A 23,153-nucleotide genomic window follows, 5' to 3' on the forward strand; every position below is an offset into this window, starting at 1 on the left:
GCCGCGATCCGTGCGCTACACCGTGGAGAAGACCTGAACTACGAGGTTGCTTGCCAGAAGCGCTGCCACGACCCGGGAAGCGTCTCTGGCCGCAGACGCCCCCAGCAGCGCTCCGGCTTCGAAATTCGAAGCAAAGCCCTTACCCGTCAAATTCGCGGAGCCGATCGACATTCGCTCGTCGTCCGTGATGATGAGCTTCGGATGAAGGAGGGTGTTTTCGGCATCGACCGCTGCGTATACGGTCAGTCGGCCCGCGAGGCCACCTGCGGTGCGCCGCAGTTCCTCGATGGATGCAGAAGCAAGCGATGACCGCAGATCTGCGTCGTGCGTTATGAGAACAACCGCGACGCCACGATGCAGTGCGGCAATCAACGGCTCGAGCAGGCGGCCCAGTCCTCTTGGCTCAAGATACGGGGAAACGAGCATCAGTGTTCTCGTCGCACCCTCGACAAGTTCTCTTGCGGCCCTATAGTAGGACTCCTCGATCTCGGGCAGATGGAGCTGGGGCGGCAAAGTCCAGATCAGCCGGCCCGAACCTGGTTGCGGCGATCCCGTTCCCCAAAGCGAGCAAAGCAGGTCGGCGACCGCCTCCGGCTTGAGATGCGGATCAGCCTCGGAAACGGCTCCATATTCGACAAGCGCCGCCCACAGCAGCCGGTCCCCGTCACAACCCAAGAGTGACCTTGCCCAGAACAGGCGCGCCTGGTCCACAGGTTTTCCAACCATCATCCAAAGCGCCTGCCCGAGCCGTCGGACGCCCTCCTCGTCATTCAGCGCTTCCGCAACTCTTTGGATCGTGCGCATCTATTGCTCGGGGGCAGCGAGGAACGCCCTCTGCCAGAAGCCGACGCGCAGCCCGAAACCTTCTAGCTCGCTACCAGGCGGCGTTGGCCCGCCGTATAAGGTCGCGCGCGAGAGCTCCCGGTTGAAGAGCACGCAGTTGTGCTCGCGATGCGTGCAGCCGGCGCAGCTTCCTCCATCGTCAGCACACAGGGGGTCGTATATGCACTCCCGCCCCGTCTGGACCGCGTCCCAAAGCCAGGTGTTCAAACGCTGCTCGAACAGAGTTGTGAGCCCACCGATTTTCGTGTCGGCGTAGCGATTCGCGTAGAGGATGAAAGACAATGAACCCGGCAGCAGATACTCGCCGACGCTCGATGGCGAGAATCCGCTCCATTCAATGCGCCGCAAGAAGATGTGGCTCATCGAATGCAGCAGCGTGCGAACCGCGACCGAGTTTCTGTCGGCATAGGCGGGCTCGTATTGCGCCACGCGAAGCCCCGGCAGATTCCTGTAGACCCATGCCCATGCCGACGGAACGTCGGCGGGTGGCTTGCCTGCGGCGAGCTCGTTGTTGCAGAGCCAAGCTGCGACCTGGACGGGGTCCAACTGGAACCACAGCGCCTCGGTTTCCGAGCTCAATGCGAAGATCGGAATTCGCCCACGCTCGTCCAACGGGAACGGCGTGAGCACCGTACGCGCCGGGTCGCGCATGATTCGCGTGTAGCCGAACGCGCAAAGCGCGAGCGGAAAGTCGCTCACGACGCGAATGGCTTGGATGCCCATCAAATTATGAGCCTTGTGTTCGGCCTCCTCGATGTCGGCCGCGCCGACCACGTCACCGCGCGTTCGAAGCATGTCGGCGACGTCGCGTGTCGTGCTGATGCTGGTCTTGTCCATCAGCGTTGTGTGCTCAACAAGCCACCGCCGCGGGACCTCCTTGGAAGCGGCGCCCCGGCCCCCTAAAAGACCATCGACGCGATCAAGAACGTCCTGCCCGAGTGGCTTTGCCACTCTCGCGTCGTGCTCCTTCACGAGAGGATGGTCGGGCTTCATCGCACGAAGCGCCTCGATCGCCTCGTTGGCCAAGCCGCTCGATGTGTCTTTGGCCGCGCGCTCGCGATCGAGCAAAAGCTTCGTAACGGGTTCGTGGAGAAGGCCCCAGGTTCGTGCCAGCATGAAGGCCACGCTGTCCAGCGCTGCCTTGAGCTTGATCTCCGCTTCCTCGGGAAAATTGATGAACGCGACGGTATGCGGTATGTAAAGGGCCGGGTCACCCGTTGGAACGACCCGCAACCATCTCTCGGAATGCTTCGGCGGCAAGGAATCGCTGTATGCACACTTGCAAGGCGTCATGCGCAGCCCCTGGATGTCGCAGTGACACGCCGCGCAGAACCAGCGGGCCTGCTTGACCCGCCCAGGGTCGTAAAGCGCGAGGTGCTCGGGTCCATGGCCTTTCGGACAGCGCTGCGTGGGAAGAAATATCTCCTCGAGCCGGCCGCAGTTGTGGGCCTGGACGTAACGCAGGCGCGTCATTCGGCCGGCAGGACCGCAGACACTGCAGACCGCCGAGGCAGTCGCGCCACGTCGCTGCAAGTCAGAGAACCGCGCCGTTCGTTGACACTTGCGGCAGATGAAGACCTCGGGATACGGAGCGAAATTGACCTGGCGCGCCGTGCCGATCCTATACTTCGTCCGCTTCGCAGGATCCCGAGGGTCGGGATACTTCTCGACGTAGCGGGGATTGGTCCACGCAGCCAGGGCGTCCGACATTGCGTCGAAAAACGCGCCCTCATTGACGACCACATCGTCGAGTACGACGCTCGTCACCTTGCAAAGCCCGTAGTCGTCGTGCTCGAACATTGCCTGCGGCAGGTGTCGGAACAGCACCTGAGTCTGGCCGCGCTTGAATCCCTTGCCGGTTGCCATTGCTACTCCTTTATCTTCTGCACGTACATGAGCAGCCTGGCGTCCGTGTCGGGCCAGAACTGGACACCCACCTCGACGTCGCGCAGGCTCGTCATCGGCGAGGGGCGCACCGCATCCTTGACGTAGTCTTCGTGGCTGTTGCGAATGGACATCTCGACAGTTTCTAGGCCATCCGTGAGCGTTTGGGTCAGCGCTCGCTCCAACCGGTCGTCGTAGATGCGTTCTCCCAGAAAATAGGCCTCCTTGACTTCATCGAGGAAGCCCGCGCCCAGATCGTTGAGGAGATTTACGACCTCGTTTCGCTTGTTCAACGCCGACGACCCGGTCTCGGCCGCATGGCGACCGTAGATGACGCCCAGCGCAATGCCTGGCAGTGTTCGCGTCGCCGCGTACTTGGCAAAACGATTCACCGGTACCGGAGAGACCATCCGGTCCAGGTGCTGGTGATATTCGAGGAAACGGTGGTAGATGCTCGCGGCTCGGACCGAGAATCCGGCGAGCACGACGACGACCATGCCGACGTGCTTTCGGCCGGCGCGACTCGATGCCTGGATGTACTCGGCAGTTTCCTCCGGAACGCCGTCCATGGCCATCAGGTTGACGCGCTCAAGGTCCACGCCATGGCTGATCATGTTGGTGGCGACGAGAGCATCGAGGAAGCCCTTGTCTTGCCACGGCGGCGGGCTCTCGACGCGGTGAACAACGTCTGCAACCTCGGCGCTCGTGGAGCGGCTAGAGTGGTACTCAACGTTGAATTCGCGGGCACCGCCGGGCCGTACCTTGGTGCCGGCATCCTCCAACGCTTGCCGCACCCGAGAGCCTCTTGGCAGGCTCCCGACGTAATTGAGGGTCGTCGTATAGTAGCGCAGCAGGGCGCGGACGTCGTCAAGCGTTTGCGCGTCCTTGACGATGGCTAGTACCGCTTCCGGATTCTGGACGAGATTCGTGATCTCGGTCTGCAGGATTTCGGTGCAATAGGCGGATGCGTCGGCGGGCGTCAACGATGCACTCTTGAATGCCACGAACAGGCGCGCCGTCTTTTCTCCGTCCCGCGGGTCGAGATCCGGCTCGGCGTAGAAGTTTCGGTGCCGGTCGTATCCACGGCCAGGAAAACGCCGTGCGTTCTTCACGCCGTACAAGTGCTGGACCTGACGCTCGAATCCTTCAATGGTGGCGGTCGCGGCAACAACCTTGGAGGGACGGCCGCTGATTGCCTTTTCGCAATATCGAACCAGGGTCTCGTAGTGACCGGCGAAGGCGCCGAGCTCTTCTTGAAGCAGGTGGAGTTCGTCCTGGATGTGGAGCGCGGGCGCTGGATCGTAGGGCGTTACCGGGGAACGCTTCTGCTTCGACTTATCTACGGTACAGCCGAACGCCGAGCAGTATTGGGTGAGACCGTACCCGTGTAAATGGCAGCGCTTTTTCGCGCCGCCCCACAGCATCCCGTACTTCACCTGCATGCCGACGGTGGCCATTTTGTCGATGGTCCCGACGACCAGCGCTGGCAAGTATCGGTACACCTCGTCATCGCAGATGTCGAGCGGTAGTTCGGCCTTGCAGGCGCCGCAGATATGCTGGAAGCGTAAGTGAACGAAGTCGATGGAGACTTTCACCATGCCTTTATCGCCGCAAGCAGGACAGTCCGGGATCACGCGAAGCGCCTCCAAGCTATCCTCGGTCGTGTATCTCTCGAGCAGTTCCTTGTTGACGCTGTTGGGGGTGGTGGTTCCGCCCACGAAATAGCCTAGGCGGATGGGGTCGGACTTCGAAGCTTCCACTCCAAGCAAAGACTGCCGCTCCTGCTCGCTTTCCCAGATGACACCCATCGCGCGCTGCAGTTGCTGAATGCTCAGCATCCTTAGCGGGAAGCGAAGCCAAGCCGTGACCCCAAACGCCTTGCCACGCAGGCGGTCGTATAGCATCGCGCAGCATGCCAGGCCAAGATATGCCTCGGTCTTGCCGCCACCGGTGCGAAACCACAGCACGTCCCCCCAATCCAGCGTGTCGCCCCACTCTTGGCGTTGGCCTTGGGGAAACTCGCCCGCTGAGATGCCCTCACGAATCGCTAGGGATGGGAGTTGCGTGACTATGAACACGATCTGGAACAAGCGCCAGGAGCCGTATCCCTTGGCGAGTTTGCCGAAGACGCGGTTTGCCGCCTTGAAGGCAGCGAGCAAGCGCTCATCGGCACGCAGCGCCGCGATTCCACAGGCAAAGCGTCGAATCTCGTCGACGAAGCCGGCGTGATCGCGCTTGCACTGCTCGAGTGCATCCGGATCGAGTCCGAGAGCGTTCCTCGCGAGGACGCGCTCACACCAATCGGTTTCATACTCCAGCATTGCGGCGTAGATCGATTGCAGCGCGGCGAATGGGTCTGCGGCCAGGTCGGCAAATTTCGCCCGGGGTCTATCGACGGTTGCGATCCTGATCTGCTTGAATTGCGCGAGCGCAGCCGTTTTGAACTCCTTCGTCTCCCGATTGACCCGAACGCTGGCGTTGTGGCCAACCGCCCACACCCGGCGGTCGTACTGGTAATCCTGGGGTACCGGGAGGATTTCGATGGGGTGCAACTCGCCAACGTTGACAACGGCGTGCAGCGCAGCGTCACCCATGATCAGGAACGCGTCCTTCAGCCCACGACCCTTGACGTCGCGCGGCGTCTCCGGCGTGTCGTTGCAGATGTAGCAACCGACGCGAACAAGGCCGTCGGGCCTGGGAGACACACGAAGCTCCAGCGACCCCTCGAGGTTCAAGCGATCCACCTGCAGCCCGCCTGTGAGCGAATTCAAGTGGGAGGTGAAGTTGGTCTCGTTCTTCAGAACGTCTGGGTTGGTGAGCTTGGGCCTGTTGCCCGGCCAGATCCGCTCGGCGTCGGCACGGGAAGCAGCCTGCGCCACGGTGCGATCCAATTCCGCCTGGACGACGCCATCGTCGTGGACGCTGCGACGTTCCCCGACGTTTACCCGGAAGACGACCCCTGGAACCTGGATTGGCCAACGTTGAACGACTTCGACGAGCGGTGCACCCGCCGAAACGCCTGATTCCAGGACGGACGACTGCTCCCTCAGCGTAGGCAGGTGCTTGGAGAAGATGCAGAAGGTCGCATCAACCGCAATCTCGATAATGCCTTGCTCGTCTGGCTTCAAGAGGATTTCAAAGCCCAACGCCGAGGGTGGCCGCCGCGTTCCCTGGACATCCTCGGTCCCCTCGACCGGCGCCCGAACAGGTTGGCCCTCCTCTGCCTCGCTTGCGGCCTTGGGGGCAGGCGCGGCAGCCACCTTCGCTGAAGCGGCATGCGCCACGCTTTCTGTTGGGTCGGCATCCGCCTCGACCTGTTCGGCCTCGAGCTCGACCGGATGATGTCCGCCCTTCACGGGGCCGAGAATTCCTAAGTGGCACCAGTCCAGCGGATGGGTATTCACGCGTCGAACGCTGTCCCGGCCCGCGAGCTTCTCCTCGAGCACACCGACAAGGTGACGGACAAGCGCGAGTTCGTCTCGGTACGTTGGAGCGTAAGGGGAATCTACCGCTTCATCAGCCATGACCAGCTCCTTCGTGCACTCGCACGTCCTTGACCTCCAGCAGTTCGACGGCTGCTAGCGCGTCGGCGACCGAAGCGTCGATTGACCGAGCGCTCTCAAGCGCGTCCTGGTACCCTTCACCCGATTGGATAGCGCGCAGCAGCTTCTTGAGTGCCCGTCCCGCCGCCCGGTTGCGGCCTCGTTCGCGCTGGATGCAGTTGAAGGTGTGCTTCATCAATCCGGGCGAGGAATACACTCCAGTCGCCTTTGCGACCACGGCGAAGTCCTCATATTGCTGCGGAGCGAGGACCTCGGAGTCGTCATCGCGGAACCACGCGACAACGGCGTAGTAGTTTGATGACAACCCCATCGCCGCGAGGTGCTCGTGCAGCAGCGTCTTGATCGGGAACTTCTCCGAGAGACGGTCCTTCGCTTCCTCCCACACTTTCAGTGCAATCTGTTCACTCGGGGGAAGCCGCTGGTGAACAGCCTCGGTGATACGCCGAAAGAGGCTATCGTATCGGCCATCCACGAACGTAATGATTTGCCAGCCAGCCTGAAGCGAGGCTGCAGGCATGCGCTGCATCTGATCAGTGGCATCGAAATAGACGTCCACCGCATCATTCGGGTAGTAGTGGGCTGAGCCTCCACGAACGAAAGTGACCTCAACTCCAGTTCCGGCGCGCGAATCCTGCTGCGAGCCGCCTCCGGCGCCAATATGCTCGATCGAAACGTCAACGCCAGCGAGTTCGTCAATGTCGAGTTTGCCGTCGATCTGGGCGCTCGCCACCAACGAAATCGCATGACCCTGGCCGCGTTTGATGAGGATCGCCTGTCGACAAGGCACGGCGCTCGCGTTCGCCTTGGACGACGGGTTCAGCCCAAGTTTCGACAGTAGCGCCAAGCGCTCCTCTTCGGCCTCCAGTTGTTCGATGCCGTTGTAGAGCCGTGTGAGGCTCGCCGCCTCGATGTCCTGCTCGAACGGATAAATGAATTCTTCGACGGCTGCGCTCGGAAAGATGTCGAGGTAACGCGACGCAGATGGCCGCTGACCCACCAGCAGTGTTTGTGCGGGTCTGCCGTCCGCGATCAGCCGGGCTTCTTCGGCCGCCGTCGCGACTTCCAGTCGCCCTTCGCCGAGCGCGTCGGAAATCCTGTCGACTGTGGCCTCAAGCATTGGGACGAGAAGGTCCCTGTCCGAAGCTGACGGGACGACCACGCGTATCTGTTCGGGGCCGTCAGCGAGTAAATCGGACACTCGCGCGGCAAGAGCCCAGAATTTCGGCGTCTCGTTGCGTTTCAAGAACAACCGATACGCCGCCTCGACGGAGTCTCTGATCGCAGGCCACGTCGTCTCCCAGATGGGGTCACCATATCCGGCGACGTCCTTTAGTTCCTCCACTCGCGCGCGCAATCCTCCGGCCCAACTCTCGGCCGCGATCTGCTCAAGCTGTACCAGCGGCGCCGTCAGTTGTCGTAGACGGTTGATGATCGACCAAGCCTGCCTCAGGCCTGGGTAGTAACGACCCTCCGCCCGCTTGGAAGCACTCGCCATCAGGTCGAATGCTAGGGATAGCACCTTGTCGACCTCCGGGTCGCTGTCGCAGACCCAGAGCTCACGAGGAGGGTTGTTCAGCGCGCTCCGGTTTGGGATTTCGACTGCGCGATCCGCATCGACGATGGCTTGCGGATCCCAGAGCCATACGGCGGCTTTCTCCGGATAGCCGAATTTCGCCAGCATGTACCGCGGTAGCGGTGGAGCGACGACAAAGCAGTTGGAAGTGCAGCCCCTTGCCGCATCGAAAAGGGGCCGAAGGCTCGCCAGCGTTCGTGGGTGCGATGCGTCGATGATCACCGCTCCAAATCGACGCGCCATGGTGTTCTCGAGAACCCAGCCCGGGTTGGCGACATATAGCCTTGGCTTGTTGGTTCTCGGTGCAGCATGTCTCGTGAGCGGTGCAACCTCCCAAATGTCCGCAAGCACCTGCGACGCGATAGGCAGGTGCGCGAGATCAACCTTGCTCTGCGTAACCGCCTGGGTGACGAGAACGATATCGCCCTTGAAGATGGCACGGACATCGGTGTCAGGCAGTATCCCACCGCCGTTGGCGTGCGCGTGGTTGCCGATGAGCAGGCCCGCAGTTACATGGCGGGCCGTGCTGGGTGTGGCACCCGGCACAAGAAAGAAGAGCGGCTTGGCCAGTTGCTTCGCGCACAGTGTCGCGCGCACGGCGATCGCCGCGCTGACCTTCTCGAATGCCTTTGCATCGAATGGGAGAACACTTCCAGATAGCAGTTCATGCGTCACGCGCTGAACCGAAATTTGAAAGGCGCTGGCCCACATGCGCTACTCGATCAATTGCGGACAGCCGCGCATATCCCCGATGCGCTTCTTGTAAAGGCGGTTGATCAGGCTCGAATCGCCCGCTCGAATGCTCTCGGCGACGGAAAGGCCGATGGCTGCCAAGTTCTTCTCGGCGGCAGATTTGGGCTCGAACGCAAGCGTTGGAACGCGACGGCCGCCTGCGGCGGGTGCGCACTCCAGCACCAAGTCGTGAAGCATTGCGTTGACCCCGCGCTTGCAGTGGTCGTTGCCGTTCTCGGCGTGGACGACGGCCAAGGCGCGGACGTCAAAATCCGCTCGGTGCAGCGCGCCAGCAAGCGCGCGCCAAGCGGCGAGCTTCTTGTTGTGAAACGTGAGGATCAGCCGACCGTCGGCACGCAGCGTCCGGCGGCTCTCGGCAAGACACTGCGCTACCGTAGCCTCATAGTCGCCGGCCGACACGCCGCGCACCGTGTTCGGCACGGCTTCCAGGTTTTCGTCAGGCGTTGCGAAAGGCGAATACATCGACAGCCAAACGTGAAAGAGGCGTGCAAGCTCCCCATACTGGACATCGCTGAAGTACGGCGGGTCGGTCAGGACGATGTTGGCCGCACCATCTCCCAAGGCCTGGGTATGACTGCTGCCCGTGGCAACGAGGACGTCCCAGCGCGTAGGTCGGCGACCACCACGCCTAGGAATCGTTGATACGACCCGGGGTGTCGGGTTTGAAGACTGCGCGAGCCAGTGAATCGCCTTGGTGGCACTGGCTAAGCGTCGAGGAAGCGCGCCCCTTCCGACCGGCGAAAGCGGATTGCACTCGACCACGAGCGTTCCCCTATAGTACCTGTGGTTGGCTGTGGCCTCGAAGGGTTTGAGGTGATACCGGTCCCAGCGGCTCACTAAGGCAGGCATTTCCGCCGCCCCAATGATGGCAAGGGCGAGTCTATCTTTGACCGCGGACGACTCCCGGCACTCGGACACATGCTCCAAGGCGGCGAAAACCGCTCGTGCTTGTCGCTCGGTGTACAGGTCGCCCCAATTGCGGAAACCAGCGTCGAGAAGCCGCTGCGTCTCGATGCCAGCGGCAAGTGGCACCGCAAGGGCCGAATGCAGGCCTGACGCGCTTGTGAACCCGACCGGGTCGGCGGGCTCGACTAGTCGCAATCTCGCCCGCAACTGTTTTCTTTCGATGCGCAACTCCTGTACGAGTACGGCGTGCCAATGTTCGGGCCTCGCATCTCCAATAGCATCGCCGCGCGGCCGTCCACAGTGCGGGCAACCGGTCAAAGGCTTGCCGGTTTCGAAGCGGTCACCGCAAGCGGAGCAACCAAAGCTCGCGATGGACCGCGAGCGCCGCGCGACCGCGCCACACGACGCACAGCCGAAGTACGCGTGCTTTTCGCTCGCGTTGCGCGAAGCGGCCGAAATCAGCGCTTCGGGAAAAAGAAAGTATTGCTTGCGGCAGCCCACGCACGTCGCTGACCGCACACGTATGACGTGCGACAGCTCCGAGCCCTGCGGCGTGCAGTACAAGGCACGTAACGGCTTCAATTGCTCGAGCAGCGCGGAGGCTGCACGTTCCAGAACCTGAGAATCGACCATCGTAAGCGCAGTAGCCAACCCGGTCGTCGGCCACGGGTAGAGGTCCTGCGCGTACGCCTTGATCCCGCGCCTTGCGGCTTCGAAAGTCACCGTGCCTCCACCGCTGAACGGGTCCGACACAGTCATGTCATCGCCAAAAATGTCAACCGCAGCGTCGAGAATGGCTCCCATAACGCTGTGCGGGCGACGGGCCCACCAGCGAAACGCAGATACAACCGGCGCGTGGATCTCACGGTTGTGAAGCTCGCGTTGCGCAGCAGCACTCACGCGTCGCCAATCGACACGCGAAAGCAGATTCGAAGCGCTGTGAAGCGGTGAAGATGAAGGCGATGACATGGGACCTAAGACAGCGCGCAGCTTCTTGGAGAATTTATGGGCAATGCACAGCACGCGCAAGTACCGTTAGCGCAATGACCACGATATAGCCAATGATTTGAAAGTTCAAGGAATTTGCTCGAATCTGGGATGTCACCTGCTGCGGAACACGGAAACGTCGAAGGAGTAGGGAATCGCGGATGCGCCGTGCACATGGTTTGATCCGAAAACCTATCGTCTCCCGGCCATATATCGCGGGCGTGATTCGGCGTGAAAACGATCAAGGTCACGCTGCCAGTGTCGCCATTCCAGTGCCCGTGCTTCCACTGGAATAAGCAGCCAGCCGGGTATGTGCAGGCACCCGGCCGGTTGGTGGATGAGTTCCAACCATCGCCACCGCGCGCACTGCAATGAAAGTTATATGGTCAGCAGCAATACCAAACGTGATTGCTGGCTTTGGGAACCGCCTCTCCCAGATGACTCGTGGGAGAACGTGCGAGCGCGGCGAGAGGGTGAGTCAGCGGCCTAGATCGTCTCGCAACGTCGTCCCCGCAACGCATTGATTTTGTTGCGGCGCGCAGGAGGGCGCTTGAACAAACCATCTGAGCTTCGGCGCCATTTTGCTCGCGCGTGCCAATCTAGAACGCTTACTGAATGTCTGCTGCGGCGTGGGGCGACCGGCCGGTATGCTGCGAACCGTAAGTCCGCATCCCATTGCGGTCTTTCGACTTTCCATCGTGACTTACGGCAATGCAGTGATAGCTGACATTGGCACGGTCCGTTCGATTGCTAAAATACTTCCGAGCAATGGCTACTTCAAAACAGTCACCTCGTCCGCGGCGAACCATTCGGACCGCTTGATTGCGTCAAGCACTGCATTCGAGTTCTTGGCCCAAAGAACCAGAGCGAGGCTTTCCTCGGCTCGGCTGCAGGTAACGTACAAAAGCCGCAGGGTTCGGTCGATGATGGTCTCATTTCCATCATCAACGTTCTTCCGGTCTGTCGGACTCAGGTCCTCAGCACCAAAGAGTTTGTCGTAGGAGAACTGCGTGCCGCCAGCTTCCTCATCGTCCATGACGACCATGACGTGCTTGAACTCGGAGCCCTTGACGACTTGGTGAGTCGCAAGTTCGGCTTCTCCGCCAAGGTAGGCGCGATACCGAGCAATCTCTCGCCAGGGCGTGTTGAAGAGGGCGTGCCATCCGCGTTTGCGTCGATCCTCCTTGGCTTCCTTGCCCCTTGCCTTCGGTTCGGGCGGTGGAGGTGACGTGTCACCATACGCCTGGACCAATCGGAAGTCGGCTTCGAAGAGCCCTCCATCGAGGACCGGTGCCAAAACCTCCCGAACGGTTGCTCCGGGCTTGGAGGTAGCGTCGACGAACCGCATGACTGCGGCGTGAATGTTTTCCAGCGTAGCTTGGCGCTCGGTGCTGGCCTGCGGCACCTTTGCAAGCGCGCCGTGCAGGCGCAGTACGTCAGTAGCGGCAAACTCGTTCAGCGAGCCATCCGGCTGCAGGCACTCGGCGAGCTCAAGCATTGGGCCGAGGAGCGGCCGAACCATGGCAGGCCCCGTCCGCTCCCCATTGCTCTTGGGCATCGCGGAGTCCTTGTCCAGCAGGTCCATTGCGTTGTATGCCTCGAAGAAGTTGCCTCGCTTAGCGGCCAGCTTGTGCTCAAGCGCTAGCGTTTTGTAGCCACGCGTTCCATCCTGCCAGGCCGCGCTGGCCGTCTCCGCAGCCATGGCCAGTGCGCACTCCGCCTCCTTCCGAATCTTCTCGGCGGTACTCGTATTGGTATCACCTACAAAGATGCGAACGATTCCACCGTTCTTCTCCGTCCGGGCATGCTGGGCGACGCCAGTCTTGGGTTGAGTGCGGCCGTCAATATCCGCGTCCCAAATCTTATTAATGAGCTTTACGATGCGTTCCTGACTGCGGTGGTTCATCTGCAGCGCGGGGCGTGCCCAGTCTACGGGCACATGCGAGGGAAGATCGTCGTGACCGTCCGGGTAGATGCGCTGTCGATGGTCGCCAACGAGTCCTAGCGTGATATGACCTGAGCGGCTCTTCGAGAGCTCGAACAGCGCGTCAAGCACTCCTTTCATCGTGTCTTGCGACTCATCGATGAGGATCAAGGGGTGTCGGTCCTCCAAGATGCGCTGCAACGTCGGGCGCTCGCGAATGAGCCACGCTGTTACTTCCAGAACCTCGGCATGTGACAGCGCGCCGGGGCCGTAAGTGTTCCGGTCCGGGTGGTAGATGAACGCGTCGATCTTCCGAATTTCCTCGGCCTCCGCCTCGATTTCGGCGTACTTCTCCCGGTCCTTGTCCGACTCGCCCTTAACCTTGCCCATCGCATAGGCCTTTGCTGCAGCAAGCCTCTTAGCGTTGCGAGCGAGCAGAGCGTCTCGGATGTCCTCGTCGAAATCCTTGATGAGTTCCCAGCAGAAGGAGTGGATGGTCGACACTGCGGTCAGGTAGTTCTCTCCGAGTCGGCCGTTGACGACGGCGGTCGCGTTCTTGGTGTAGGTGATGACGCGAACCGACTGTCCACGGGACCGGAGCCGCTCTGCATACCGGCCACCCGTTTCGTGTTTCGCCACTCCAGTGACGCGACGCAGGACCTCGACCAACGTGCGAGTCTTTCCGGACCCTGCACCGGCGAAGAGGAAAAAGCAGCGAGGCGGAGTCGCAGTGATGTAGCCGCAGATGTCTTCGACAACATGAGCATCGCGGTCGTTTCCAAGAGACTGCAGTGCGGCGCTCAAGGGGTCTCTCCGGCCGTGACGTTGAGTTGGCCGCTCAGCCAGGTGAGCGCGTCAGCGATGTATGTGGGGCACGCCAAGGCTTCGCCTGCGTTCAGCCGTTCGAACAGTGTTGCCGCGAAATCGCCCTTGCTGAAATTCCCGCGCAGCATCGCATGAAGTTCCCTCAGTAGCTCAGCGTGGTCAGGGTGGTCGAGCACGAGACCTATCACCTTCCCTAGTGCGCCACGGTGGTCCTTCTTCTTTCCGGAAACAGGGTTCTTTTCTTCATCCAACGCCTTGAACCAATCAATGTTGGAAAGGACGAGAGCATCCTCGAACGAGCTAGGCCATTGATCACTTGCGGCCGCAACGGGAAGCTGCCATGCAAAACGGACTTTGACTCCTGAGCCCGACGTCCACTCCAATTGAGCGGGCGTCGGTTTCCCATAAGCCGGGAAGTCCGGTAGCTTGGGGTGCCACGAGGTCAGCGTGTCATTCCCGCACTCGAGGTCTGCTTGATCCGCGATGTGCACCGCCGCTCGCACAATGCGCCCCTTTTTGTTTTTCGTTGGTACCACCGGGTCCAAGTCGGTGATAACGGCGGTTGGAATCCCCAACCGCTCTACCAACGGCCGGAGGCGGTGAGCATGACTGCCTCCAATGTCAAGGAAGGACACATACTTCTTCGCAAGCTTGGGAAAGTCCCGCTCGATGAAAAGTGGCACCAGCATTCGTTCTGCGGTGCCCTCCACGAATATGGCCGCATCAGCAAAGAGGAGATCAGTGTGTTGGACCTGGAAATATCGCTCTGCGAATATCCTGGTTTCATTGTCGTCGCCAAAGGCGTCACCCAGATTGACGACCTCGGTACTAGGCTTAACGCCCACTCCGGTACTTGCTACGCGCTTCACATATCTCAGTCGTGTGAAGCTGTCTCCGTGGGCCAGATGGCTCGAATGCGTGCTGATGAGCATCTGACTTCGAAGATTGCTATGCACTGGCTCCTTCGGACGAATGAGCTCGTGAGCATTCGACGAAAAGTTGCGTTGAACCTGAACGTGCAGATGGGCCTCAGGCTCCTCAACCATCACAAGGTGAACTGCGGCTGGAGTGCCCTGTGGCGGATTGAGGCGCGCGGCGCGGAACGACACGAGCATGAAGCTCAGCGACTGCAGATTCTGATAGCCGAGTCCGATAGAGTGCTCTGGCAAGGACTCGTCGATGGCAGTCTTGTCTAGGCTGTATTGGACCGCAGTGCTGTGGGCAAGAAGGTCCGCGGTCTGAATGCGCGTGCGGAAGTGAAATTGCTGTGGGTCATGCAGTCCCGGATACCCCAGAACCTCCACATCCTCCATCGCCGGCTGGAGCGCCTTGTAAATTGAATCGTCAAGCTCCGCCTGAGCCTTGGCGATGGCGGCCACCAAGTCTTCGCGATGCCCGTGACCGGATGGAGCGACGTTCAGGTGCTGTCGGGCAAACTTCAGAAGCTGGCTCGAGAACAGTCCAGGACGCGCATTCGCCGACTCCGACCGCGCTTCGTCCTCTTCGGCACCGAGCCCTCGTTGAGCGGGCACAAAATCTACGCGAATGAGCTTGCGCAGAAACTGCAGTTCGACGGACTGCGAGCCAAGCGGCAGTTCCTGCGGATCGCAATGCTTCTTGGCTGGCGGAAGTCCCTTCGCTGGGTCAAGGCGGTATGCGGAGATGCGGCGCAGGTCTGCGGAGTGCCTGAGCCAGTAATCAAGCAGATCCATTGGCCAGGCGTGGCCATCCTTCGGAAGCTTTCGCACATGCGCGCGTGCTTCGCGGTAGCGCCACGCTAACTTACGAAGCTCATTCGCGTCTGCAACGGGTTCAAGCCGAACCCGCACGCCAACCGCGCCACCCGACCACTTCAGCGACGTAATGAAGGGAGCAACATGATTGTACGCCCCCTCCTTTGCATCGAACCAAAGGTCTATAAACGGCATGCATGCGAGGAGTTGCCGCAACTGCTCCCCCCATTTCTCGGCATCCTTTGAATCTGTAGTGGGATCCTCGTCGAGCACCTCCCAGAGTTGACTTAACTCGCGCAATTTCGCCCACTGCGAAAGGCTGATGTCGAAAGCGCGGAAGCCGGGCGATTCGCTCAGGAAATTGCGAAGGACTGTGAGAAGGGAAGTCTTGCCGCTATTGTTGGCACCTACCAAGATAGTGGTGGCCTCATCGAGCTCAAGACGAGTCTTTGACAAGCGTCGGAAGTTGCAGACCTCGACGCAGGCGAGTCGGATTGGTGAAATGCTCGGAGGCGCCGCTGCTTCGGCGGACGGTGCCGCAGGCGCACTCGGCGGGGAATCTGCAGCCGAGTTGACAGCGGGAGAAGAAGCAGAAATCTCGTGCGGAAACATGACACCCCTTTGAGGACGCCGCGCTTGTTGGCGGCGATTGTTGTAGTAGTTGCTAGATCGCCCCGGCGCGGCAACCGGATTCCCAATCGCGCCTGCAACTGCCGCGTCAAGATCGAACACGATAAAACGAGCATTGCCGCCAAACCCTTATAACAGCCTATTGATGGCCGGCGCAAACAGCGCCATCAACGTTGATGGCATTACCTCTCCTCTTTCGTTCTATCACGTTCAGGTTTAGGTAGTGGGGCATTCAACATCAGTACGGTCACCCCTTTACGCTCAGCGTTGTGCGCCCAAGTCACAAATTGCTCTTTTAGCAATTGATTTTCTGCTTCAAGACGCTCAACTTTCGCCTTGTAGCGCTCGACCTGCGCAAGTGCAGCCCGAATACGCTCGTCGCGAGGCCCCCCTGACTCGGTTTTCCAAGTTCCTCGCAAGGCGTCTTTTCTCAGCGAGAATGCATTCGCGACCTGAGGGTACTCGGCAAATGTGAATCGCGAGTATGTAATGCCTGTAGACTTTCGGACCACCTCAATGAGCAAATCCCAGGTTAGCTTCCCTTTCCATCCGTCAAGGGTGTCGAGTACGAGCTTGATACGCTCATCGGTCAGGTCTGGTGCTCGGGCCTTTTTCATGACAGAAGCTTTCGTCCTTCAACGTTGAGGACGTTGACCGGTTGGGTAATATCAGAGCTGATCAGGGCAGCATTGGTCAGGTCGATCCGGATGCGCGATCCAGGTGATATTGAAGGATCTTCCATAATAGACAGCAGGGCATTCACTCGCTCAAGCGTCCTAGTCTGATGCTCGACCCATACGTCAGCACCATACTCTTCGTCACTGAGCGCTTCTCGAGCCTCCCTCAGCAGGAATTCGGTCTCGTCTTTCAACAGCCGGAGATTGCTCTCCTTGTGTTCATCTCCTTTGACACACTCCTGCTCCTCGCAATTAATGCAGTCCCGGTACATCTGACACGGCTCGCTAGCGAAGTTGTGCATGCACCAACCATAGTCCGTAGTGTGGGCGGCAACAACGCCCACTCCCTTGAACTCGCTGCGCGTGATCAATTCCCGAGTCTGCGCAGGAACAAGATTAGCGGTAAAGCCTGCCTTCAGAGACTCATTGATTGGCGCTTGCACCTCGTCCGAACTCATGTGATCGTAGGCTCTGTTCTGCCGTAGATCCTTACGCCCGGAGAATATAGCAATCTCTGCGCTGCTTAGACCGCCCATCTGAGCGAGCATGTTCAGGTAGTGTCGAAGACTGTGGCTCCTGAGTTCGATGGCCGAGCCGTCGTCCTCTGTGTAGCCGAAACGTTTAAAGATCGATGCCCGATCTTCCCGTGCCCCAAACGGATTCGTGACCGTACCGTAGTCCACGCAACTGAACATGCACTGATAAGTAGCCCTCTGCGCGTGCAACTCGTTTGTACGGGCAATGGCTATGGCGTCTTTACATCGAAGATTGGAAGTGCCGGGAACAAACGGGAAGGTTCGTGGAAGCATCGCAAGTACAGCACGTTCGACGTCTTCAAATCGGTAACCAATCTTTCGCTCGCTAAGCTGCACTCCTTGAAGTTTCTTTGTCACCCTTGCCCATGTATTCGCCGAGTTCGTTGCACTCTTCTCGCCCCATAGGATCAATGCCACTTCCTCTGGCGTGAGCAGATCTCGCTCACGCAGGTGAGCTACACCCTCATGAAGAAAAAGACGCCCCGGATTGTCGGTGTACCACGCTGCAATCTCCCGAGCCGGCAGAGTCGCTTTTAGCAGGTTCGAGACAGCTTGCTTCGCCACTGGGACCATCTGGGTCGGCACCCACTTGATGGTATCGTCCGAGCCCTTGGATCCGGGCCAGCGAAGCCCGAATTTACCCGCAAACCTCCCGTCGCCGTCGAATGCGCAGCTGCGCTCTAGTCTAAGGACCTCGTTGATTCGCTCTGGAGCGCAGAGCATTAATGCTGTATAGCTTGATACCAACACGTCCGTAGAGTCAACGGCCTCCTGGAAGATACCTCCGAGCGCCCGCAGCGTAGCCGCTGAAGGCAGTTTCTCCTGGCGTGCATTTAACGCCTCCTTCGAAATTCGGGAGCCGAGCTCCTGCGGCTTCTTAATGCCATGAACCCACCGCTGTCGAAGCGAGATGAAACCCTTCGCATCCATTAGATCTGCGATCAATTCCAGTTGCCCGGCAATTCGGTAAGCCACACCAGATGACACTTGTCTTCTGGCTAACTCGACGGCAGTGTCCAACACGTCAACGTTGACTGCGGTTGGCCGCGAAGCTTTATTCCATTCGCGCAACGCCGCCTCGAGGCAGCGAAACGCGGCAACTCGTACGGATTGCGAAACGACAGGTCGCGTATCGTGAAGATACACTAGCGCTGCTTTCGCAAAGTCCAGAAACGGCTGGGGCATGGCCGGCTCGTCTGCCGACTCGCGAGAAGCCTCCAAGGAACTGAAGATTGCCCTGTGTATATTGTTATGGCCTTTCAGATTCCCAATATCCCAAGAATTTCGATTGAACTGTCTCCGGGCGCCCAGCACCTCGGATTGCTTGCAGAGATCGACAAAAACGTGCAGGTTAGCCTCCGGCTCCAGCTCCGGGCGAGGAGTGAAATGAAGAACGGTCGCATTCATGCAGTCGCCCCCGATCGACGCTGCTCCTGCACCAGGGCGCATTCCGCAATGACCTCGCGCACCGCTTGAATGGCATCATCGTTGATTGCCGCCAGTCGCTTGTCGCTTGCCCAGCGCGTGCGCTCATCTTGTAGTCGCTGAAGCACTTTTTCATGAGGCGCGTCTAGCCAGGGCTCGAACTTGAAACACGTATAACAAGCGGTTGGGCGAGTGAAACCACAGCCTTGCCCCTTACTGGCGCAGCTCCCGACGGGCTTCTTTGCGACACGGAAGTCAATGATGCGACTCCCAGGCGCGCCCTTATGTGTCGAGTGTTCCTCATCCTCAATCAGGCGCCCCCTAAACGCGCATGCTAGGGGCGTCAGTTGAAGGCCCATCGCTTTGTCGATGTTGTCGACGATCTTGGGCGAAGCCTCGAAATAGACCTCAACGTGCTGAAGATCCACGTGCCCCAGACGCTCTGCGATGACTGTTTTGCCGGCGCCTTCCTCCGCGAGTCGGGTTCCGAACGTGTATCGAAAGCGACTTGGCGTGACGGGAATGGGAGCGAAGTTGAGGCGCTCGGTCGGTGGCGCAAGCGAGTTAACAAACTCGCTAAATATACGGGAGAGAGTATGACTGAGGCAGTGACCAAAGAATTGATCTTCCTCATCACGCATGGCAACAAGTGGGCCGCGCTTCATCACGACAGTTTCAGGAAACAGTGGCGCTTCGTCCCCATAGCCCTTCGCCTTCAGACTGTTGATGTATTCCATCGTGAGTCGACCGGTCTGCGGACTCAAGTCAAACTCTAAAAAAGATGCGCGGGAATGGACGCCTCGTCTTTTGGCTTGAGGGAGGTTCAGCACGAACGAGCCGTCGCTCGTTGTCAGATCCATCACTTTGAGGGAGCAGTACTGGGAAATTCTCCCGCCGCAGGCAAACAACAACCGAGTCAGGACGGCCACCCATTTGGACACCTCCCCGGTGCCGTACGCTGCATCGACGGCCTTATAGAGCGCCTTGTACTCGGATTCGCTGAATGGTCCCTTGTCGGGGTCTCGTGTGCGTACCGCCTTACCTTTCTCGTTGCCCGGCTTACGTCGTTCGCGCAGATACTGAGTGCAGTCGGGCTCGACACCACTGAGTCCGAGAGCCCCCCACTTCTGAAGCAGCACATTCAAGGTGCCAACGCGCCATTTCTCATTGTCCTTGAGCTGAGATGCGTAGTTTGAAACCTCAGGAACCGAAATAGACGTCAGTGGCTGGGAGTCGTCCCGAAGGGAAAGGAAGTGCAAAAACACGTCGAATAGGTTATTCACATGGCTGGCAGAATTCCGCCTCGCGAATACCATCAACGTATGCTTCAACGAATCGCACGGAAACGCGCTGGGCAAGTTGATTTTGCGATAGTCAAGGTAAACACGGAACGGCCCATCGGTCCACTGCCAGACGTCTTCGTTCGGCCGAAACGCAATGCCACTTTTCGTAAATGCAGTCTCGGGCATGCGAAGAAGGAGCCCCGCCGACGCGTCCTTACTCTTCGTGATCGAGCTTGTCATCGAGTCGCTCCTGCAACTTCAACGAAATATCCCGCCCCTTCCTCGCGGTATGCCTCCGGGTATAGGTGGCAGCCATTTTCGAGTTGTCGCTCCACCCCTGCTGATTGTTACGGGCCTTCTCCTCGACCGCATCGGCAAGACCCATCGACTCAGCATGTTCCGAGAAGCGCTCGTTCCATGTGTGTCGCATCACATGACTCGTCAGGGATACCGGCAGCCCAGGGCAGGCCTCACGCAACTGCCTGAAGATCTTGTCGATGCTCGCATGGGATAGTGGCGCCCCTTCATCAGAAACGAATACCTGTGGAACAGCACGGGCAGCCCTGATGCTTCGACGTGCCTTGTTGATATAGTCCCACAAGGCCCTCATGAGGGTCGGCCTGAGCTCAATCTCCCGGTCATATGTTTTCGTATTCGGTTGAATTCGGCGAGGGTCTTCCACCGCATCAGCTCGCCGAATGATGCGCAGCTTCGGTTGGCTTGAATGCAGATCGCCGATCTGCAAGCCAAGTAGCTCGCCCCGTCGCATGCCGGTAGCCAGTAGGATTACGACAATGAGCCAGTTGCGGCGACGGACGAAGCCTCGACTCCATGGATTGTCCGGCGAATCGGGATGGACGATGCTGACGAGCCGTTCTTCTTCCTCTCGGCTGAGGCCGACACGCGCATCGAGCTTTGAGCGCCTCGATACGGAGGGTATGTGTTCCCGAAATGCCGTCAGCGCTCGACCAGTCTCCGCCTCAAGCTCCGGTCGTGCCTCTTTCGGCAGGGTGGAACCTACATAGGTTGATATGAAGTCAAGGAAATCGGCCATGTATCGGAGGCGGGATGCCTGAGTTCCAACGTCCACCGGCTTACGATCCACGACAGCGCTGCTCCGGCGCAGGCCAATTCGCGCAATGTGAATGACATTTGGCTTGTTTCCCTTCTGCGCATCCGCTTCGAGGTCATCAGCTCGATACTGGGCGGCCGATGCCACACGGTCGAGCTCCGAGATAGTAAGAAATTGCCCCTTTCCCAACCGCTCAAGCAGATCGACCTTGATTGCACTCAGCTCCCGGTATAGGACGGCAAGACTGCAACATGCGAAGTGAATCGTGTTTGCGGATCGCCCCTTCGTGCGAAATCTGTTCAGGTAGACAGTGACCTCGTGAACTGGAAGTCCATAAGGAATCTGCAGAACGGAGTGGCGCTCTCCATTCCTAAAGCGAATACGCTCGGCAATGTATTGCGGCATCAACCCACCATTTTCTTCAAGTAGTGGTTAAGCTTCCTGCCCAGTGAATCACAAAAATATATGTTGGTAAAGAAAAAAGCCCGCCTCCTGAGGAGAACGGGCTTTTACCAACAAAAAATACCGTTAGTCCGTTTTAGAACGGAATATCGTCGTCCATCTCGTCGAAGCCGCCGCCTGCCGGTGCGCTCGGACGGCTTTGCGCGCCGCCGCCTGCACCGCCACGCGCTGCGCCGCCGGCACGACCACCGCCGCCACCGCCACGCTCCATCTGCTCGCCACGGCCACCGCCGCCGCCACCACCACCGTAGCCGCCGCCGTAACCGCCTTCGTCACCGCCGCCACCGCCGCCGCCCGCACCGCCGCGGCCGCCGAGCATCTGCATCTGGTCGGCGACGATTTCGGTCGAGTAACGATCCTGGCCGTCCTGACCCTGCCACTTGCGCGTGCGGATGCGGCCTTCGATATAGACCGACGAACCCTTCTTCAGGTACTCGCTGACGATTTCCGCCAGGCGACCGAAGAACGCGACGCGATGCCACTCGGTCATTTCCTTGAAATCGCCGCTCGCCTTGTCCTTGTAGCGGTCGGTCGTCGCGAGACGGATGTTCGCAACCGCGTCGCCGCTCGGCAGGTAACGGACTTCAGGATCGGCGCCGAGATTGCCGACGAGGATGACCTTGTTGACGGATGCCATGTGTTTCTCCAGTAAATTCGATGCCGGGCCGCCCGCTCATGCTGTCGGTGCGGCCCGCCGGGCAAGCCGGCGAGCGCCGCCGGTGCCTGCCCGAAGTGAGTTCAGGCCTTGCGCGGCGGCGCTTTCATGCTGGCCGCGATTATAAGCCACGCGGCAACGAGCCCCGAGCACGTGTAGAACACCATATTGGCGCCACCGTGCTTCAGCAGCCAGCCGCCCACGATGCCGCCGAGCGCGAGCCCGATCGACTGCGTGGTGTTGTAAACACCCGTGGCCGCGCCCTTGCGCGAACCGGGCGCGAGCTTCGACACGAGCGACGGCTGCGACGCTTCCAGGATGTTGAAGCCGAGGAAGTAGACGAAAAGAACCGCCGCCACAATCAGGATGGTATGCGGCGCGCTGCCCAGCAGCAATTGGCCGATCAGGATAGCCAGGATGCCGCCGAGCAGCACCGGCTTCATCTTGCCCCGTTTTTCCGCGACGATGATCGCCGGGACCATCATCACGAACGCGAGCCCCATCACCGGCAGGTAGACCTTCCAGTGCGAGGCGACCGGCAGGCCGCCGTCGACGAGCAGGCGCGGCACGACGAGGAACAGCGCCGTCTGCGTGGCATGCAGCACCAGCACGCCGAAATTCAGGCGCAGCAGCTCGATGTTGTGCAGCACCTCGCCGAACGGCGCGGGCACGTGCACGGGCTTGGCCGCATCGGGCACGATCCACAGCACCACGCCGATCGCGAGGATCGACAGCACGCCGACGATCGTGAACAGCCCGCTCATCCCGACCCAGTGGAACACGATCGGCGCACCGACGATCGCGACCGCGAACGACACGCCGATCGAGCCGCCGACCATCGCCATCGCCTTCGTGCGGTTCTGCTCGGAGGTCAGGTCGGCGATGAACGCGAGCACCGCGGACGACACCGCGCCCATCCCCTGGATCACGCGGCCGACGATGATCCACGTGATGTCGTGCGCGGACGCGGCGACGAAGCTGCCGATCGCGAAGATCACGAGGCCGGTGGCGATCACCGGCTTGCGGCCGAACTTGTCGGACGCCCAGCCGTAGAAGATGTAGAACAGCGACTGCGTGACGCCGTAGGCCCCGAGCGCGATGCCGACGAGCAGCACGTTGTCGCCGCCCGGGATGGTTTTCGCGTAGACCGAGAACACCGGCATGATCATGAACAGGCCGAGCATGCGCAGCGCGAAGATCGCCGCGAGCGACGTGGTCGCGCGCAATTCGGGCGCGGTCATGCGGGAAGACGTGGCAGACGGATTGGACATCGGGAATGAATTTCGAATGATCGGAATGTCCGCCCGACACCGGACGGCGGAAGATCAGGACCAGCGGCCCGGGAGGCTTGGCCGGCAACACGTCGGGGCAGGATTCAGGCAGCCCGCAGGCCGCCCGGAACCGCGCGGCGCGGCCGCTGCG

Annotated in this window: 13 protein-coding genes; all 13 read right to left on the minus strand. The window is 60.1% G+C overall.

Going from position 1 to position 23,153, the window contains the following annotated elements:
* Positions 1 to 15 precede the first annotated feature (15 nt).
* Positions 16 to 804 (minus strand): phospholipase D-like domain-containing protein, encoded by a 789-nt coding sequence (locus tag CFB50_RS15400; protein ID WP_089446424.1) that lies wholly within the window; start codon positions 802 to 804, stop codon positions 16 to 18.
* Entirely contained in the window at positions 805 to 2,709 is a 1,905-nt protein-coding gene (locus tag CFB50_RS15405) for a hypothetical protein (protein WP_089446425.1), read from the minus strand. It lies immediately after the preceding gene.
* 2 nt (positions 2,710 to 2,711) lie between these two features.
* Positions 2,712 to 6,251, minus strand: coding sequence for a helicase-related protein (locus CFB50_RS15410; RefSeq protein ID WP_089446426.1), 3,540 nt, complete (start codon positions 6,249 to 6,251; stop codon positions 2,712 to 2,714).
* Positions 6,244 to 8,574, minus strand: a complete 2,331-nt coding sequence (locus tag CFB50_RS15415) for a hypothetical protein (protein ID WP_089446427.1) — start codon at positions 8,572 to 8,574, stop codon at positions 6,244 to 6,246. The genes CFB50_RS15410 and CFB50_RS15415 overlap by 8 nt, the downstream gene beginning before the upstream one ends.
* A 3-nt stretch (positions 8,575 to 8,577) precedes the next feature.
* On the minus strand, positions 8,578 to 10,326 hold the full coding sequence (locus tag CFB50_RS15420; RefSeq protein WP_089446428.1) for a hypothetical protein: 1,749 nt from the start codon (positions 10,324 to 10,326) through the stop codon (positions 8,578 to 8,580).
* Positions 10,327 to 11,281: 955 nt separating this feature from the next.
* Entirely contained in the window at positions 11,282 to 13,237 is a 1,956-nt protein-coding gene (locus tag CFB50_RS15425) for a UvrD-helicase domain-containing protein (protein WP_179254194.1), read from the minus strand.
* Complete coding sequence (locus CFB50_RS15430) at positions 13,234 to 15,723, minus strand: AAA family ATPase (protein ID WP_256979073.1); 2,490 nt, start codon at positions 15,721 to 15,723, stop codon at positions 13,234 to 13,236. Before CFB50_RS15430 ends, CFB50_RS15425 begins: the two co-directional genes overlap by 4 nt.
* A gap of 80 nt (positions 15,724 to 15,803) precedes the next feature.
* The gene (locus tag CFB50_RS15435; RefSeq protein ID WP_089446430.1) at positions 15,804 to 16,238 is read right to left on the minus strand and encodes a hypothetical protein; all 435 of its coding nucleotides are present in this window, start codon (positions 16,236 to 16,238) and stop codon (positions 15,804 to 15,806) included.
* The gene (locus CFB50_RS15440; RefSeq protein ID WP_089446431.1) at positions 16,235 to 18,241 is read right to left on the minus strand and encodes an integrase; all 2,007 of its coding nucleotides are present in this window, start codon (positions 18,239 to 18,241) and stop codon (positions 16,235 to 16,237) included. Before CFB50_RS15440 ends, CFB50_RS15435 begins: the two co-directional genes overlap by 4 nt.
* Positions 18,238 to 19,782: a site-specific integrase gene (locus CFB50_RS15445; protein WP_089446432.1), complete on the minus strand. Its 1,545-nt coding sequence runs from the start codon at positions 19,780 to 19,782 to the stop codon at positions 18,238 to 18,240. The genes CFB50_RS15440 and CFB50_RS15445 overlap by 4 nt, the downstream gene beginning before the upstream one ends.
* Positions 19,757 to 21,019, minus strand: coding sequence for a tyrosine-type recombinase/integrase (locus CFB50_RS15450; RefSeq protein WP_089446433.1), 1,263 nt, complete (start codon positions 21,017 to 21,019; stop codon positions 19,757 to 19,759). Before CFB50_RS15450 ends, CFB50_RS15445 begins: the two co-directional genes overlap by 26 nt.
* 133 nt (positions 21,020 to 21,152) lie before the next feature.
* Positions 21,153 to 21,713, minus strand: coding sequence for a single-stranded DNA-binding protein (locus tag CFB50_RS15455; protein ID WP_059651374.1), 561 nt, complete (start codon positions 21,711 to 21,713; stop codon positions 21,153 to 21,155).
* A gap of 101 nt (positions 21,714 to 21,814) precedes the next feature.
* Positions 21,815 to 23,002, minus strand: coding sequence for an MFS transporter (locus CFB50_RS15460; protein WP_089446434.1), 1,188 nt, complete (start codon positions 23,000 to 23,002; stop codon positions 21,815 to 21,817).
* Between the last annotated feature and the right edge of the window lie 151 nt (positions 23,003 to 23,153).

This window comes from Burkholderia sp. AU33423 (genome assembly GCF_002223135.1).
In the GTDB taxonomy this organism is placed as follows: Bacteria; Pseudomonadota; Gammaproteobacteria; order Burkholderiales; family Burkholderiaceae; genus Burkholderia; species Burkholderia lata_D.